The following is a 15,629-nucleotide window of genomic DNA, read 5'->3' as shown; positions in this document are numbered from 1 at the left end:
CACCACGCATGAAAAAAGCCGCCAACGGAGCAGTCCGCTGGCGGCTTTTTCGTGACGGTATGCTTAGTCCGTACCGTAACGCGGGGAATGCGGTCCAAACAGCAAGCCATTGGGGTAGCCGGCCGACAACAGCCGCTGGCTGGTCATGCCCGCCACATCATGGCCACTGTCACTCAGGTTGTTGGCAACCTGCCTGATCGCCGCACTGATCAGCATGCCCACCAACCCGCCACCAGAGTTGTTGTTCTGATTTTCGGCACTGGACGCACTGGCGCTACCGCTCCACAACTCGGTCCCGCTGCGCAGATCAACCAGTCGCGCCGAAGCAGTCACCACGGTCACGCTATCCAGTACGGTATAAGTCGAGCCGTACTTGCTGACCGTGACAAACAAGGCGGCATCGGCACCAAAGATTTCACGCAGCTTGGCTGGTGCAACCTGGTGAATATCACCGGCCACCGTCAGGCCATTCTGCTTGAAAGTGGCATCCACCAGCGCTACCGGCAACACGTAATAGCCCGATTCAGCCAGCGGGTAGCTCAGCTGGGATAGCACGCTGTAGCTGGCGTTGACATCCGGTGAATTGTTCAGCGGTGGCAGCACCAGAATGGTCTTGGGATTACTTTGCTTGTAAGCAGTGTAATCGCGCTTGGCTGGCGGCTGGCTGGCACAGGCACTGAGCAGTGCTGCGGCCACCAGGCAGATCATCAATCGAAATGTGTTTCGCATCTGTCTTTCCTACTTCTGGTATTTCTTCAACAGAAAGTCGATGTAGACCGCCGACTCGGGGAAAGCGGCCTTCTCCGCCTGCAATTGCTGCAGGGCCAGATCATCACGGCCGGTTTCGGCATACAGCATGCCCAGGTGGGCACGGTAGCCCGGCGGTGGCACATTGCCCTTGGCTGCAATCCGTTCCAGTCCTTTTTCCAGTTCGGTGATCTGCTGCTGCGGACTCTGCCCCTTGAAATGTTCATAGACCTGGGGCTGGTAACCTTCCCACTGGTACAGGGTTTTCGGTGCCTGGGCGCAAGCAGCCAGCAGGCTGCAGGCCGCCACCAGCAGGGCAAGGCGGGGGGTGTTGGCTTTCATCATGGAATGGGTCTTGTCGGGTTAGCGGGCAGGCTGCCAGGTACCGGAATCCACGGCATCGGTCAGGCGGTTTACCGCCTCGCGGATGGCCAGATCCAGCACCTTGCCGTTCAGCGTGGAGTCATAACTGGCGGTGCCGCCAAAACCGATCACTTCGCGATTGGACAAGCTGTACTCACCGGCCCCCTGGGTGGAGTACACCACTTCCGAGGTCGCGGCATTGACGATGTTCAGGTTGACCTTGGCATAGGCAATCTGCTGCTTGCCACGGCCCAGAATGCCGAACAGCTGCTGATCACCCACCTCCTTGCGGCCAAACTCGGTGACATCACCCGTCACCACATAATCGGCGCCCTTCAGCTTTTGCGACTGCTGCTTGATGCTGGCTTCCTGTTTGGTTTCCGCCATGTTTTCGCGGTCCAGCACGCTGAAACGGCCGCTTTGCTGCAGATGCGTGGTCAGGATGGTCTTGGCCTGGCTGCCCAGACGATCAACGCCATCCGAAAACAGCCCACGCGCATAGCTGGAGCGGTTGTCGAATTTACCGATGGAAATCGGTGCACGCACGCCGGCATACGGCTTGGCCACACTGCTTACCTGCGCCACAGCCAGCGACTGCGAACTCTCGGTGGCACAACCGGCCAGCGCAGCCAGTACACCAAGCGCCAATAGGGCGGAAGCTTTTTGTTTCAACATCTTTCTCCAATACGGGCACTGCGGATTTTGCAAATGTCGGCAACGCCAAAAGTGGCATGCCATGCCAGAGGGCCATCCTACTATTCTTAAATCATAAATTGAACGCTATAAAATACCGTTCGGAATAAACAGGAGGGTGACAAGCCTTGTCCCAGCCCTTGCCGGACAAGGCTTGTGGCGTGGCCGATGCCGCTACCGGTGGCACCGCAGAAATACCATTTGCTTGATACAGATCAGCCCGCCCAACCGGCAAGCAAGCGGCTAGGGCTGACTGGGCACAGGAGGTTGGCGCCGGGCGCTGCCGGGGAGATCACGCAGGAAGGCATCCAGATAGGCGGCCCAATTGGCGGCGGGATGCCGGCTCAGGCCGTGACCATCGCCATCCGCCACGGCAGGCGCATGGACAAACCGCGTCGGGCTGCCGCCAGCGGCAAAGGCCTGATGCCAGGCCACCGGCTCATCCGGCCCCCAGTACTGGTCGTTCTCGGCGTAGATCCACAGATTGGGCAAGGTGGTATGGCGGCCAAAATCGGCATACAGCGCGGTGAGTGCCGCCGGATCGCAACTTTGTCCGGGTGACTTTTCCGGATTGCCACCAGCCCCACCGGCAAAGTTGATATAGCCCACCACGTCTGGCGGAGTGGTGGCGCCCACCGCCACGGTAAGCAGACCACCAACCGACTGCCCTTCCAGCACGATGGGCTGGCCCGCGCCCCAAGGCTGCTGGCGGATCCAGCGTAGCGCCGCTTGCAAGGCCGCACTGCCGCCGGCGGCAGTCTGCCGATAATCCGGATGGCCACTGCATAGCCCCGGCGCCAGCATGTGGGCGCTGTGGTATTCCGGATCGCCACCACCGGTGTTGCCATAGCCGGGGCGAATCGGTGCCACGATGGCAAAACCCTTGCCCAGCCAGTAGGCCAGCTGGCTGCGGCTCATCGGATATTTCAGTTGGTGCCGCTCTGCCGTGCTACCGGCGCGGCCATGGGAAAACAGCAAGACCGGAAACGGTCCGTCTCCGACGGGGTGGTACAGCAGGGCTGGCATATCCAGCGTACTGCCAAACACACCGGCACCGGGCAGCGGGATGCTGACTTCCTGCGGGGCAGGCAAACTGGCGGCCCGTACCGGCAGCACCAGACTGAGGGCCAGCAACAGGGCTCGGCGGTAACAACGATATTCACGCCACATGATCACGCTCCAGAATGCCAGCCAGCAGGGTTGCCAGGCCGGCAGGGTTGTCCTCGCTCATCGCATGGCCGGCATCGGGCAGCACATGCACGGCCACGCCGGCTTGCGGCAGTGTGTTCAGGTCTGACTGCGGCAGCGAACGCGCACCGAATACCACGCTGCGTGGCAAGGCCAGCGCCTGCAGCTGACTGCGCCAGCTTGGCTGCGCGCCTTCCACCAGCGACACCGCCGCCCGGTGTACCGCCGCGGCATGACTGGCTGCCAGCGATCCGGCCCACAGCGGGCTGCCTTCGCGACTGGCCAGCCGCGCCATGCGCCGCTGGCCGCGCTGGATGAATTCGTCTTCGCTCATGGCCGCCAGCGCACGACTGAACATGCCGCCACCGGCATCCAGATTAGGCTCCAGCAACACTAGTCTTGCCACCTTGTGCTGACGCAGGCTGCTGGCGGCAATGGCCACCGCACCGCCCATGCTGTGGCCGACGATATCCAGCTGCGACAGGCCCAGGTGGTCGATCAGGCCGGCTACCGTTTCGGCATGGGCGGCGATGGTATAGGCAAAGTCATCCGGCCGGTCGGAAAAACCAGACCCCAGCAAGTCCAGCAGCAGCCGGCGCTTTCCGGCCAGCGCAGGATCCGCCGCCACGCGCGGGAAGTCGCTGGAGCCGGCACAGCCCAGACCATGGATGAACAATAGCGGCACGCCGCCACCGGGCAGATCGTGATAGCGCAGCGCGCCATACTGACTGTGAAAAACTTGCATGAAGCCTATCGTCCCATGGCATGAAAACGCAGCGCATAGTCTAGCGCTGCTGGGCCACTCCGCGTAGATCGCCATGGTTCGCCTGGCACGCAGGCATGAAAACAGGCCGCACGAGGCGGCCTGTGGTCAGCAATAGCAGCAATGCGGCTGCAATTATTTCTTGCTGTAGATCTGGTCAAACACACCGCCATCGGCAAAGTGCTTTTTCTGGGTGGCGCGCCAGTCGCCAAACACGTCCTTAAGAGTGAACAGCTTCACCTTGGGAAACTGGCTGGCGTACTTGGCCGCGACCTTGGCATCACGCGGACGATAGTAGTTTTCTGCGGCAATGGTCTGGCCTTCCGGGGTGTACAGGAACTTCAGATAAGCCTCGGCCTGCTTGCGCGTGCCCTTCTTGTCCACCACCTTGTCCACCACGGCGACCGGCGGCTCGGCCAGGATGGAAATCGACGGTGTCACGATGTCGAACTTGTCCGGCCCCATTTCCTTGATGGCCAGCACGGCTTCGTTTTCCCAGGCCAGCAACACATCGCCCAGGCCGCGCTGGGTAAAGGTCAGCGTGGCACCACGCGCACCGGAATCCAGCACCGGCACATGCTTGTACAGTTCGCTGACATAAGCCCGGGCCTTGGCTTCATTGCCGCCGTTTTTCTTCAGGGCATAACCCCAGGCCGCCAGATAGTTCCAGCGTGCGCCGCCAGAGGTTTTCGGATTAGGCGTGATCACCTGCACATCATTGCGCACCAGGTCACCCCAGTCCTTGATGCCTTTCGGATTACCCTTTTTCACCAGGAACACGATGGTGGAGGTATAGGGCGAGCTGTTGTCCGGCAGCCGGGTTTGCCAGTTTTTCGGCAGCAGGCCTTCGTCAGCCAGCACATCAATGTCGTAGGCCAGTGCCAGTGTGGCCACATCGGCCGCCAGACCATGCTGAATGGACAACGACTGCTTGCCCGAACCACCGTGCGACTGCTTGATGGTGAGTTCTTCGCCGGTTTTTTTCTTCCACTGCTCGGCAAAAGCCTTGTTCACATCCTGGTACAGTTCGCGGGTCGGGTCGTAGGACACGTTAAGCAGTTCGGCCGCCTTGAGCGGGGTCACCGCCAGCAGCAGCACGGCTGCCAGCGCTTTCAGATTGGTGCGGATAGTAGTCATGTGGCGGCTCCTGAGGCTATGGGCTGGTCTGTTATGCAGCACACTGTAATCAGGATTTACTTAGTTCCAGAAATGATTGTTTTTTATTCTGTTATTCGAAATAAGTCTATAAAGCCCGCAAGTGAAATTTCCAAATAATATATAAAAACAATTATTTATTACTTTTTGCACTAACAAATTTGTCCTATAGTGGCCACATCAGGATAAGGACTGCGCCATGACGCGATTTGCCGACGATTTCGATTTCATCATCCAGCCCGGCTGGAAGGGAAGTGGTGCAGACCACTGGCAAAGCCATTGGCAGCAACGGCTGGACGCCATCCGGGTAGACAACGCCAATTGGGAACAGCCCGATCTGGAAAGCTGGCTGCAAGGGCTGGAACAAGCACTGCTACGCGCCAGCAAGCCGGCCATCGTCATCGCCCACAGCCTGGGCTGCATTACCGTGGCACACTATGCGCGCCGCCACCCTGACCGCATTGCCGCCGCGCTGCTGGTGGCCCCGGCGGATGTGGAGCGTCCTTTCGTACCGCGCGAACTGATGCCCTTTGCCCCACTGCCACGCCAGCCGCTGCCCTTTGTCAGCCAGGTGGTGGCCAGCGACAACGACCCCTTCTGCAAGGCCGCGCGTGCCGCGCGGCTGGCCGGCTACTGGCAAAGCCCGCTCACCTGGCTGCAGCAGGCCGGGCATATCAATGTAGCTTCCGGCCATACACACTGGGAGGACGGGCTGGCCTTGCTACCGCCCTTGCTGCAGCGTGCCCGCGCCCGGCGACAAGCTGCAGCCTGAAGCGCTCGCCGGCACCGGCGGGAACTGTCCTTTTGTGAGGTCATCCAAGCATCTTTGACCGCGCTGGCCGGCAGTGTCACACTTCCTGCCAGCCTGTTTTCTGATGCCCAGAGTGGCCGACAGCTGATTTCCCTGCCGCAGGTATTCCGCAGCAGGGTTGCTGTCATCCTCTCCATTCCCGATAAGGATGTCCCATGTTTGCTGCTAGCCCGATCAAGACCGCCATTGCCGCCATTGTGCTAACCCTGCCCATGCTGGCCCATGCCGATGCCGCACAGGATGCCGCCGCCAAGGAACTGGCTCAGGTGATCGGCCTGAACAATATGCCGAACGATCTGGCCAACCGCACTACCGGTTCTGCCGGCCCGCTGCTGCAAGAATATTTCGTCAAGAACAAGATCAACCTGACACCGGAACAGCAGAAAAAGGCCCAGGATGGCTTCAAGGGCTACGCCGATGGCGTGCGCAAATCTGCCACCGACTACTTCAACTCTGCTGCGGTGAAAAAACAGTTCGAACAGGAAGTGGTCAAGAGTTACAGCGCCCAGTTCTCCGCTGCCGAGATGCAGCAGATCGTGGCTTTCTATAAGACCCCGGCCGGCCAGAAGCTGATGAAGCAGCAGCCGGTGGTGATCGACGGCATCATGAAGGGCATGTTGGGTTCGGCCGAAAAAACCCTGCTGCCGAAAATGCGTAGCGCTGCCGAGGCCTACGGCAAGTCCATTACCAAGTAAGCCTGGCTTGACCCGCAGCACCAACGGCCCGTACGGGCCGTTTTGCATTGCCCGCAGGGTAGTCAGGCATGCGGGTACATCAGGATGCTCTTGGTAAACGCGCAGACCACCAGGCCCGGATTGTGATAGCTGTACACCTGGTCCAGGGCAAAAGTGAGGGACTGCCCGGCCTGCAGCACATGCCGCTGCTGTTGCTGGGGCAGCAGTAATTCCAGCTGGCCATCCAGCATATACAGCACTTCGTGGCAACCGAGGGCATCGGCCTCGGCGTGGTAGCTGTCACCAGCCGCCAGCTGCCAGCGCCACAGCTCCAGCGTCATGCCGGGCTTGAGCACCGACTCCAGCAGGCTGCCATGGCTGTCGTCCTGCACCCCCTGCCAGATGCGCAGGGGTAGCCCCAGTTCCTTGTCCGCCAGTGGTGGCGGCCGCACCACCTCGGCAAAACTCATTCCCAGCGCCGAGGCCAGCTTGTCCACGGTGGCGATGCTGGCATTGCTTTCACCGGCTTCGATATTCACCAGCATGCGCCGGCTGATGCCGGCAAGCTCGGCCAGCCGCTCCTGGCTATAGCCCTGCTGCTGCCGCGCCAGGCGCAAATTGGCCGACACATTCTGCATTACTTCCAGCGAACCGTTACTCATGGCATTGAGCAATATATTGCACAAATAATAACAAGTGCATTATATTGCACTTATCCCCCACCAGCAATGCACGACACGCCATCATGACTACCCTGACTGCCAGCGCCAGCCTGCCACCACGCCACTCCCGCCTGCCCGATATGGTGCTCATCGTGGTCACCATGATCTGGGGCGGCACCTTTCTGGTGGTGCAGAACGCCTTGCAATGGGCCGGCCCCTTCGGCTTTGTCGGCCTGCGTTTTGCCGTGGCCGGGCTGATTGCCATGTTGCTGTGCTGGCGCGAACTGGCCGGCATCCGCCGCACCGAACTATTGACCGGCCTGCTGGTGGGCAGTGTGCTGTTTGGCAGCTACAGCCTGCAGACTCTCGGCCTGCAGCTGATTCCCAGCAGCAAGTCGGCCTTTCTCACCGGGCTGTACGTGCCGCTGGTGCCACTCTTCCAGCTGTTGCTGTTTCGCCGCCATCCCCGGCTGGCTGCCTGGCTGGGCATTCTTGTCGCTTTTGCCGGACTGGTGCTGCTGTCCGACCCGCGCGGCCTGCATTTCAACTTCGGCCCGGGGGAATGGCTGACCGTAGCCGGTGCCGCGATGATCGCGCTGGAAATCAGCCTGGTTGGACGTTTTGCCGGCCAGTGCCACCCACGCCGGGTGGCGGTGGTGCAATTGCTGACCGTGGCCCTGCTGTCCGGCATCGGCTGGCAAATCAGCGGCGAAGCCGCACCACAGCCACAGCCCGGCTTGTTGCTGAGCCTGCTGGGCATGGGGCTGGCCACCGCGCTGATCCAGATCGCCATGAACTGGGCGCAGAAAACCGTGCCAGCCACCCGCGCCACCATCATCTATGCCATGGAGCCGGTGTGGGCCGGACTGGTGGGCGCGCTGGCCGGCGAACAACTGGGCATCATGGCCATCAGCGGCGCGGCGCTGATCGTAGCCAGCGTGTTGATCAGCCAGCTGGGGGGCCGCAACCCGCACTGAACCACAGATAGCGGACAAACCACTTGCCAGTACCCGCACTGCGGTGCATAAACGGCAGGGATCCTTTACCGGCCACCCCACATGTCCGACTACATCACGCTGCTTGATCAGGTTCGCCATTGCCAGCTGTGCGCGGCACAGCTGCCCTTGGGTCCGCGCCCGGTATTGCAGCTGCACCCGGCCGCCCGGCTGCTGATTGCCGGGCAGGCGCCCGGCCGCAAGGTGCATGCCTCGGGGATTCCGTTTGACGATGCCAGTGGTGCCCGCCTGCGCGACTGGCTGGGCCTGGATGCCACACAGTTTTACGACCCCACGCTGGTAGCCATCCTGCCCATGGGATTTTGCTATCCCGGTACAGGCCCCCATGGCGACCTGCCGCCACGGCCAGAATGTGCCGCCCACTGGCGTGTCCCCTTGCTGCAGCAATTACCCGCCCTGCAATTGACACTGGTGCTGGGGCAACATGCGCTGGCCTGGCATTTGCCGGGGGCCGGCAATATCACGCAGGCCGTACGCAACTGGCAGGCCGGCTGGCCAGATACCTTGCCGCTGCCCCACCCCAGCCCGCGCAATAATCTGTGGCTGCAACGCAATCCCTGGTTTGCCGCCGAGGTACTGCCAGCCTTGCGGCAACGGGTGCAGCAGTTGCTGATCGCTAGCTGAAGGGTTTATCTGCAGCACATTTGACCGGCTGGTTTGCCAAACCACCCGGTGCATGATTACTCTTGCCGCATGTCCGAACCAACCTTGTCTGCCATGAAACCTGTCGATCTGCTCAAGGGCCTGTGTGTCATCGTGCTGGCCCTTGCCTTCCTGCTGTGGCTGTATGGCACTTTCACCAACCAGCCGGATTTTGTCACCGCCGCCATGTGGCTGGGCGATGTGCTGGTGATGCTGCCGGCCTATCTGATCCCCACCATTACTGCCTGGCTGGTGAAAAGCCCGCGCCTGAAAACCATTGCCCTGCTCAACATCCTGGGTGGCTGGCTGCTGATTCCCTGGATCATCGCCATGGGCATGGCCATCAAACGCGACGACCTGCGCACGCAGGACTAAAACCACCAGATCAACGCGCTTGATAGCGGCGGCAGCCTTCCCGTAAGCTGCCGCCATGTCTGCGCCTAGCCCCCACTTGCTGTTTTCACACCTGCTGCGCCCCTTCCTGCGCGACCGGCTCCTGCGCGACCGGCTCCTGCGCGACCGGCTCCTGCATATCCTGCTGCTGCTGATGGTGCTGTTGTGGCTGCCCCAGCCGCAAGCCGGCAGCCAGTTTGCCAGCTGGATAGACTGGCCCACCATCCTGACCCTGTCCGGCCTGTTGCTGCTGACCAAGGGCGTGGAGGAAAGCGGCTACCTGGCGCATCTGGGCCGGCTCATCATCAACCGTCTGCCAAACGAGCGCGTGCTGGCGCTGTTTCTGGTCAGCATGTCGGCCCTGCTGTCCACCGTGCTCACCAATGATGTGGCGCTGTTCATCGTGGTGCCGCTCACCCTGGGGCTGCGCGGCATTGCCGGTCTGCCGATTGGCCGGCTGGTGATCTTCGAAGCACTGGCGGTGAATGCCGGCTCCCTGCTCACCCCTATCGGCAATCCGCAAAACATCCTGCTGTGGCAGCTCTCCGGCCTGTCTTTTGCCGGCTTCACCTGGCAGATGGCCCCACTGGCACTGGGCTGCACGGCCCTGCTGCTGCTGGCCACCGCGCTGGCGTTTCCCGGCCAGCGCATTCATGCCCAATTGCATGATGATGCTGGCGGCTACCAGCCGCGTTTGCTGGCGGCCTGTGCCTTGCTGTATGTCGGTTTTGTGGTGGCGCTGGAGTCTGGCCACCCCGGCTGGGGGCTGGCTGCCGTCGTGGCGGGAGTGGCCTTGCTGCGCCCGGCCCTGCTGCTGGCGGTGGACTGGAGCCTGATTGCCGTGTTCATGCTGATGTTTGTCGATATCCGCCTGCTCACCCAGCTGCCGCTGGTACGCCACTGGACCGATGCCGTGGCCGGATTGAATAGCAGCGGCTTATACCTGACCGCCCTGCTAGGCTCACAGCTGATCAGCAATGTGCCGGCCACCATCCTGCTAGTGAAATACAGCAGCGCCTACAAAGTGCTGGCCTATGCGGTGAATGCCGGTGGCTTTGGCTGTGTGCTGGGTTCGCTGGCCAATCTGATCGCCCTGCGCATGGCCGGCGAGCGCGGTATCTGGCTGCAGTTTCACCTGTACTCGCTGCCGGCACTGCTGCTGGCCGGTGTACTGGGCTACTTTCTGCGGTAAACCGGCACACGCAAAAAAGCCCGGCTACCGTGAGATAGCCGGGCACATCAGACGATTCAGCGCCCTTCGGCCGGGAACAGCAAGGGAAACAGGGGGTGATCGAGTGCAGCCCCAGCTGGCAATACATCACATAACCCAGGAAAGTCGGGCGAGGTCACCCAAGGGCGTGGCGCATGCCGCATATCATCGCCCAAGAAGCGTACCGAAAATACCCGCCGCCGTTGCTCGCCCACGCCAGCGGCGGCATGCAGGGTCAGCATGTGGAAGAACACCGCATCGCCCGGCTCCAGCGCCCAACCCAAGATGGACAAATTTTCACGGTCTGCCTCGATATCCGGCAAGTCCACCAGACTGCCTTTAGGAAACCACTTGGCTTGCTTGTCCATGAAGCTGCGTGGCATCAACCATGGGCCGCGATGCGAGCCGGCAACAAATTCCAGCGTGGCAGAGCGTGGGATGGGGTCGATTGGCAGCCACATGCTGCAGTTTTGCTGCCCTTCCACATTGTAATAAGGCTGATCCTGATGCCACGGCGTCTTTTGCCGGGTATTCGGCTCCTTCACCAGCAGATGGTCGTGATATAGCCGAACCTGCTGCGAACCCATCAGCTGTGCTGCCACCTGCCCCAGTCTGGGAGTGAAAATCAACTGGCGATAAGCCGGATTCTCCTGCCAATTACAGAAGTCCTCAAAAAACCAGCCGGGATCATCAGGCTGGCTTGCTACCTTGGCGCGTGGGCTGGGCTGCTGCAAATTGGCCGCAATGCCCTCGGCCAATGCCGCCAGCTCCGCCGGACTGAATAACTGCCGGATGCAGACCGCACCGTCGCGCTGGAAGGCCTGTATGGTTTCCTCGGACAGGCGGATGTCTGATTGTGCATATCGCATGATTGCTCCTGATATTGACCGCAGCACACTGCTTGTTACTACAGCGATGACCGACTGATTACATTCCACTCTAGCGATGTGTTCATCCATACTTTCGCCGGTGCGGTCGCGGATGCCTAACAAGGCCAGGCTGGAAATGGCAACCGTAACCATCATGGTCCAGGCTGGCGCGTATGGGCTGGCAGTCCACTGGATTAGCCAGGTGACAAAGAATTGGGAAAAACCACCAAACACCGAGACACCCAAGCCATAGGCAACGGACATGCCCGTGGTGCGGACCGCCTTGGGAAACAGCTCGGGTAGCATGGTGATGCCGGGCACTACCTGCATCACCAGCAACACGGATAGCAGACTGATAACAATTAGTAAATTGCCAACAGTAGGCTGTCGAATCAGCAACTGATAGCACGGCAGGATCAGCAGTAACATCAGCAGCCGCGACCACAAGATGACTGGCTTGCGCCCGACCCGATCAGACAGCATGCCCACCAGCGGTGCCAGCACAAAGCCGATCCCCCCCACCAGCACGCTGGCCAGCAAGGTCATGCTGGTGGGCAAGCCCAGTTCACGGGCGGCAAAGGCTGGCATGTAAAAAGCAATGATCTGGGTACATACAACAATACTGAGCAAAAGCAGCACGCTAAGTAGCAGCTTGACGCGGTAATGACGGAATACCATACGCAGTGGTTGCTGTTTGGCCGCCTCCCTGGTCAGTTGCTGCGGTGACTCCAGGCTTGGAGCCAAGGTCAGGCTTTCTTCCAGATGCCTTCTCACATATAGCCCGACCGGTGCGGTGAGCATGCCGATGAAGAAGGGAATACGCCAACCCCATTCCGCCATGTCCTGCGCCGGTAAGCCGGCGACCAAGCCCATCACCACCAAGGCACCGAGCATCACGCCCAGATTCTGGCTGCCGGGCTGCCAGCTGGCGTAAAACCCACGCTGCGCCGGCGCAGCCTGCTCTACCAGCAAGGTGGTGGATGCCCCCACTTCGCCCCCTGCAGCAAAACCCTGTATCAGCCGTGCCAGCACCACGATGCAGGGCGCTGCTACACCGATCTGGGCATAGCTTGGTACCACAGCCAACATGCCGCAGCCCAGGCCCATCATAAGCAGGGTCAATGTCAGTGCCGAGCGACGGCCATGACGGTCGGCATAGGAGCCGATCAGCATGCCGCCGATCGGACGCATCAGAAAACCCACCCCAAAAGTTGCCGTGGTCAGCAGTAGTTTTCCATACTCGCTGGCCGCGGGGAAAAATACCGGCCCCAGAAACAGCATCAGGAAACTGAATACGATGAAGTCGAAAAACTCCAGTGCATTGCCGATGGTGCAGCCAATGATCAGCCGCTGCTTGGCCTGGCTGGAAACCAGAAGCGACGGGATAACACCGCCAACCGGGCTATTCATTACGGACCTCTCTTCCTTGGCAGACAACAGCTTTGCTTGCGCGCCGCGAATCAGCGCAGATAGGCCATGGCCAGACGCTGCCAGTATTCCGCCGCATACGGCAGCGCCTGGTCATTGAAATCGTATGCCGGGTTATGCAACATGCAGCCGCCTTCCAGCGGACCATTGCCCAGCAGCAGATAGCAACCGGGACAGTGTTGCAGCATGAAGGCAAAGTCCTCGCTGCCGGTCTGCGCCTTGACTGAAGCATAAAGACCCTGCTCGCCCAACCAGTCCAGCACAACCTGGCGGGCAAAGGCCGTGTGCTCTGCGTCATTCACCAGAACGGGAAAATGACAGGGGTCCACCGTGATCTCAGCGCTTGCACCAAAGCTGGCCGCCTGCTGCAAGGTCAACTGGCGGATGCGCTCCAGCAGCAGCTCACGGACTTGCGGGCGCAGCGCCCTGACAGTCAGCGCCATGTCCAGCAGGTCCGGGATCACCGAGGACAGGCTGCCCGCATGCACGGCCCCCACGGTAACCACGGCAACATCAAGTGGATCGACATTGCGCGCCACGATGCTTTGCAAGGCCAGCGTAAGGGCAGCACCAACCAGAATGGGGTCAACCGCCTGGTGCGGCATGGCACCATGCCCCCCGTGACCATGGATACGGATATGCACGGTATCGGTGGAGGCCATCAGCGGGCCAGCCAGCAAACCGAACTGGCCAACCGGGATGCCAGGCCAGTTGTGCAGGGCGAAGATGGCATCACAGGGAAAGCGCTGAAACAGCCCTTGCTCCAGCATGGCCTTGGCACCGGATTGCTGACACTCTTCGGCCGGCTGGAAGATCAATCGCAAAGTTCCATTGAAGCTGTCCGGGGCTGCCAATAGCCGGGCAGCAGCCAGCAAGGCGGCACAATGGCCATCATGTCCGCAGGCGTGCATCACCCCCGGCTGGCGGCTGGCATGTGGTCGATCGGCCTCTTCCTGAATGGGCAAGGCATCCATATCGGCGCGTAGTCCCAACACTTTGCTGCCATCTCCTTGCTTGAGCGTGGCAACGATTCCAGTCCCCGCCAAGCCGCGTTCTACCTGATAACCCCATTGCTCTAAGCTGCTGGCGATCAGGGCGCTGGTCTGCCATTCGGCGTAGCCAAGTTCAGGGTGCGCATGCAAATGCTGGCGCAATGCTGTCATTGCTGGCCTTGCTTGCTGGATGGCTGCGGAGAAGACTGTTTGGCTCATCACGACCTCACCAAGATCAAATTGATTGCATATACAATAATGTTGTTTTGTATATACATTCATCTGACATTACTAACAGGCAAGATCAGCGACCATCAGCTATCACACGCAAAAAAGCCCGGCTACCGTGAGATAGCCGGGCAATGTGTCACCCTGACCGGGTACTAATAGCGTGCAGGCCGGCGCTTACAGCGACGGCAGCAAACCGGCAGCGACAAAGCGGTTGTAGCTGCCGCTGGCTACCAACTGGGCGGCCTGTTCAATGTCCGGTGCGAAGTAACGGTCCTTGTCGTAGAAGGCCACGCGTTCGCGCAGCTCGGCCTTGGCTTCTTCCAGCTTGGCGCTGGCCTTGTGCGGCGCGCGGAAATCCACGCCCTGGCAGGCTGCCAGCAGTTCCACCGCCAGAATGCCGGCCGTGTTACCGGCCATGTCGCGCAGGCGGCGACCGGCAAAGGTAGCCATCGACACATGGTCTTCCTGGTTGGCACTGGTCGGCAGGCTGTCCACCGAAGCCGGGTGCGCCAGCGATTTGTTTTCCGAAGCCAGCGCCGCGCCGGTGACCTGGGCAATCATGAAGCCGGAGTTCACCCCGCCGTTATTCACCAGGAAGGGTGGCAGCTTGGACAGGTTGCTGTCGATCAGCAGCGCCATGCGGCGTTCGGACAGTGAGCCGATTTCGGCAATGGCCAGGGCCAGGTTATCGGCAGCAAAAGCCACCGGTTCGGCGTGGAAATTGCCACCGGACAGGATGTCGTTGTCGTCGCTGAATACCAGCGGATTGTCCGATACCGAGTTGGCTTCCACTTCCAGCACGCTGGCGGAGTGGCGGATCTGGGTCAGGCAGGCACCCATCACCTGCGGCTGGCAGCGCAGGCTGTACGGGTCTTGCACCTTGCCGCAGTTTTCGTGCGAGTGTTCGATTTCGCTGTGTTCCAGCAGTGCGCGGTAGGCGCTGGCGGCATCGATCTGGCCGGCATGGCCGCGCACGGCGTGGATGCGCGCATCAAACGGGGTGCGGCTGCCCTGGGCTGCTTCCACCGACATCGAGCCCGCCACCACGGCCGAGGCGAACAGGTCTTCCGCAGCAAACAGGCCTTCCAGGGCAAAGGCGGTGGAAGCTTGCGTGCCGTTCAGCAGGGCCAGGCCTTCTTTCGGGGCCAGGGTAATAGGCTGCAGACCAGCGGCCAGCATGGCTTCCCGGCCATGTACGCGCTGGCCATTGACGAAGGCTTCGCCCTCGCCGATCAGCACCGCGCTCATATGCGACAGCGGGGCCAGGTCGCCGGAGGCGCCGACCGAACCCTTTTGCGGAATCACCGGGTAGATGCCGTGGTTGAACAGTGTCACCAAGGCTTCGATCACCTGACGGCGGATGCCGGAGAAGCCACGCGCCAGCGAGTTGATTTTCAACGCCATCACCAGCCGTACGGTGGAGTCGTCCATCGGCGCGCCAATGCCGGCGGCGTGCGACAGCACGATGGAGCGTTGCAGCAGCTCCAGTTCGTCCGCCGCGATGCGGGTATTGGCCAGCAGACCAAAGCCGGTGTTGATGCCGTAGGCGGTGCGCCCTTCGGACAGCACACGTGCCACGGTGGCGGCAGCGGCGTCGATGCCGGCGTGGCTGCTGGCATCCAGTTGCAGCTTGAGGCCGGTTTCACGTGAAACGCGGCGCAGGTCGGCCAGTGTCAGTTGGCCCGGTACGATATTGAGAATGCTCATGGTTTCAGTCTCTATTGATTGTTAGCTGGCCTCACGCCCGCAGGCGTGGCCGGATATGTTCTTGTTATCGTGCATGCCCTGCCGC

At 61.0% G+C, this 15,629-nt stretch carries 16 protein-coding genes; 6 read left to right on the top strand and 10 right to left on the bottom strand.

Annotated features, from left to right (window positions below; all coding sequences use genetic code 11):
• Positions 1–63: 63 nt before the first annotated feature.
• The 6 genes from H2Z84_RS08175 to H2Z84_RS08150 form a co-directional block, all read right to left on the bottom strand.
• Positions 64–729 carry a DUF799 domain-containing protein gene (locus tag H2Z84_RS08175; protein WP_181835540.1) on the bottom strand — a complete coding sequence of 222 codons (666 nt, stop codon included), beginning with the start codon at positions 727–729 and terminating at the stop codon, positions 64–66.
• 9 nt (positions 730–738) lie between these two features.
• Complete coding sequence (locus tag H2Z84_RS08170; RefSeq protein WP_220272742.1) at positions 739–1,092, bottom strand: DUF4810 domain-containing protein; 354 nt, start codon at positions 1,090–1,092, stop codon at positions 739–741.
• Between the two features lie 18 nt (positions 1,093–1,110).
• Entirely contained in the window at positions 1,111–1,785 is a 675-nt protein-coding gene (locus tag H2Z84_RS08165) for a CsgG/HfaB family protein (protein WP_181835539.1), read from the bottom strand.
• Between the two features lie 261 nt (positions 1,786–2,046).
• Positions 2,047–2,973 (bottom strand): dienelactone hydrolase family protein, encoded by a 927-nt coding sequence (locus H2Z84_RS08160; protein WP_181835538.1) that lies wholly within the window; start codon positions 2,971–2,973, stop codon positions 2,047–2,049.
• Complete coding sequence (locus H2Z84_RS08155; protein WP_181835537.1) at positions 2,963–3,736, bottom strand: alpha/beta fold hydrolase; 774 nt, start codon at positions 3,734–3,736, stop codon at positions 2,963–2,965. Before H2Z84_RS08155 ends, H2Z84_RS08160 begins: the two co-directional genes overlap by 11 nt.
• Positions 3,737–3,889: 153 nt before the next feature.
• The gene (locus tag H2Z84_RS08150) at positions 3,890–4,891 is read right to left on the bottom strand and encodes a sulfate ABC transporter substrate-binding protein (RefSeq protein ID WP_181835536.1); all 1,002 of its coding nucleotides are present in this window, start codon (positions 4,889–4,891) and stop codon (positions 3,890–3,892) included.
• Positions 4,892–5,108: 217 nt separating this feature from the next.
• On the opposite strand from H2Z84_RS08150, the gene H2Z84_RS08145 reads away from it, so the two are divergent.
• Both H2Z84_RS08145 and H2Z84_RS08140 read left to right on the top strand, forming a co-directional pair.
• The gene (locus tag H2Z84_RS08145; protein ID WP_181835535.1) at positions 5,109–5,681 is read left to right on the top strand and encodes an RBBP9/YdeN family alpha/beta hydrolase; all 573 of its coding nucleotides are present in this window, start codon (positions 5,109–5,111) and stop codon (positions 5,679–5,681) included.
• Positions 5,682–5,875: 194 nt separating this feature from the next.
• Positions 5,876–6,415 carry a DUF2059 domain-containing protein gene (locus tag H2Z84_RS08140; RefSeq protein ID WP_181835534.1) on the top strand — a complete coding sequence of 180 codons (540 nt, stop codon included), beginning with the start codon at positions 5,876–5,878 and terminating at the stop codon, positions 6,413–6,415.
• Positions 6,416–6,477: 62 nt separating this feature from the next.
• Here the strand turns inward: H2Z84_RS08140 and H2Z84_RS08135 are convergent, their stop codons facing one another.
• Positions 6,478–7,056, bottom strand: a complete 579-nt coding sequence (locus tag H2Z84_RS08135; protein WP_181835533.1) for an XRE family transcriptional regulator — start codon at positions 7,054–7,056, stop codon at positions 6,478–6,480.
• An 83-nt stretch (positions 7,057–7,139) separates the two neighbouring features.
• On the opposite strand from H2Z84_RS08135, the gene H2Z84_RS08130 reads away from it, so the two are divergent.
• From H2Z84_RS08130 to H2Z84_RS08115, 4 genes are all read left to right on the top strand, one after another.
• The gene (locus tag H2Z84_RS08130; RefSeq protein ID WP_181835532.1) at positions 7,140–8,033 is read left to right on the top strand and encodes a DMT family transporter; all 894 of its coding nucleotides are present in this window, start codon (positions 7,140–7,142) and stop codon (positions 8,031–8,033) included.
• Positions 8,034–8,114: 81 nt separating this feature from the next.
• Positions 8,115–8,696 carry a uracil-DNA glycosylase family protein gene (locus tag H2Z84_RS08125; RefSeq protein WP_181835531.1) on the top strand — a complete coding sequence of 194 codons (582 nt, stop codon included), beginning with the start codon at positions 8,115–8,117 and terminating at the stop codon, positions 8,694–8,696.
• Positions 8,697–8,765: 69 nt separating this feature from the next.
• Positions 8,766–9,089, top strand: coding sequence for a superinfection immunity protein (locus tag H2Z84_RS08120; RefSeq protein ID WP_181835530.1), 324 nt, complete (start codon positions 8,766–8,768; stop codon positions 9,087–9,089).
• 55 nt (positions 9,090–9,144) lie between these two features.
• The gene (locus tag H2Z84_RS08115; protein WP_181835529.1) at positions 9,145–10,299 is read left to right on the top strand and encodes an SLC13 family permease; all 1,155 of its coding nucleotides are present in this window, start codon (positions 9,145–9,147) and stop codon (positions 10,297–10,299) included.
• A gap of 56 nt (positions 10,300–10,355) precedes the next feature.
• Here the strand turns inward: H2Z84_RS08115 and H2Z84_RS21120 are convergent, their stop codons facing one another.
• The 3 genes from H2Z84_RS21120 to hutH form a co-directional block, all read right to left on the bottom strand.
• Positions 10,356–12,596 carry an MFS transporter gene (locus H2Z84_RS21120; RefSeq protein ID WP_220272741.1) on the bottom strand — a complete coding sequence of 747 codons (2,241 nt, stop codon included), beginning with the start codon at positions 12,594–12,596 and terminating at the stop codon, positions 10,356–10,358.
• A 50-nt stretch (positions 12,597–12,646) separates the two neighbouring features.
• Positions 12,647–13,825 carry a M20 aminoacylase family protein gene (locus H2Z84_RS08100; RefSeq protein WP_220272740.1) on the bottom strand — a complete coding sequence of 393 codons (1,179 nt, stop codon included), beginning with the start codon at positions 13,823–13,825 and terminating at the stop codon, positions 12,647–12,649.
• A 186-nt stretch (positions 13,826–14,011) separates the two neighbouring features.
• Positions 14,012–15,544 (bottom strand): histidine ammonia-lyase, encoded by a 1,533-nt coding sequence (gene hutH / locus H2Z84_RS08095; protein WP_181835528.1) that lies wholly within the window; start codon positions 15,542–15,544, stop codon positions 14,012–14,014.
• Between the last annotated feature and the right edge of the window lie 85 nt (positions 15,545–15,629).

Origin of the sequence: Aquitalea aquatica (assembly GCF_013911085.1) — a bacterium.
Classification (GTDB): Bacteria; Pseudomonadota; Gammaproteobacteria; order Burkholderiales; family Chromobacteriaceae; genus Aquitalea; species Aquitalea aquatica.
This window is presented reverse-complemented; position numbering and strand designations above follow the sequence as displayed.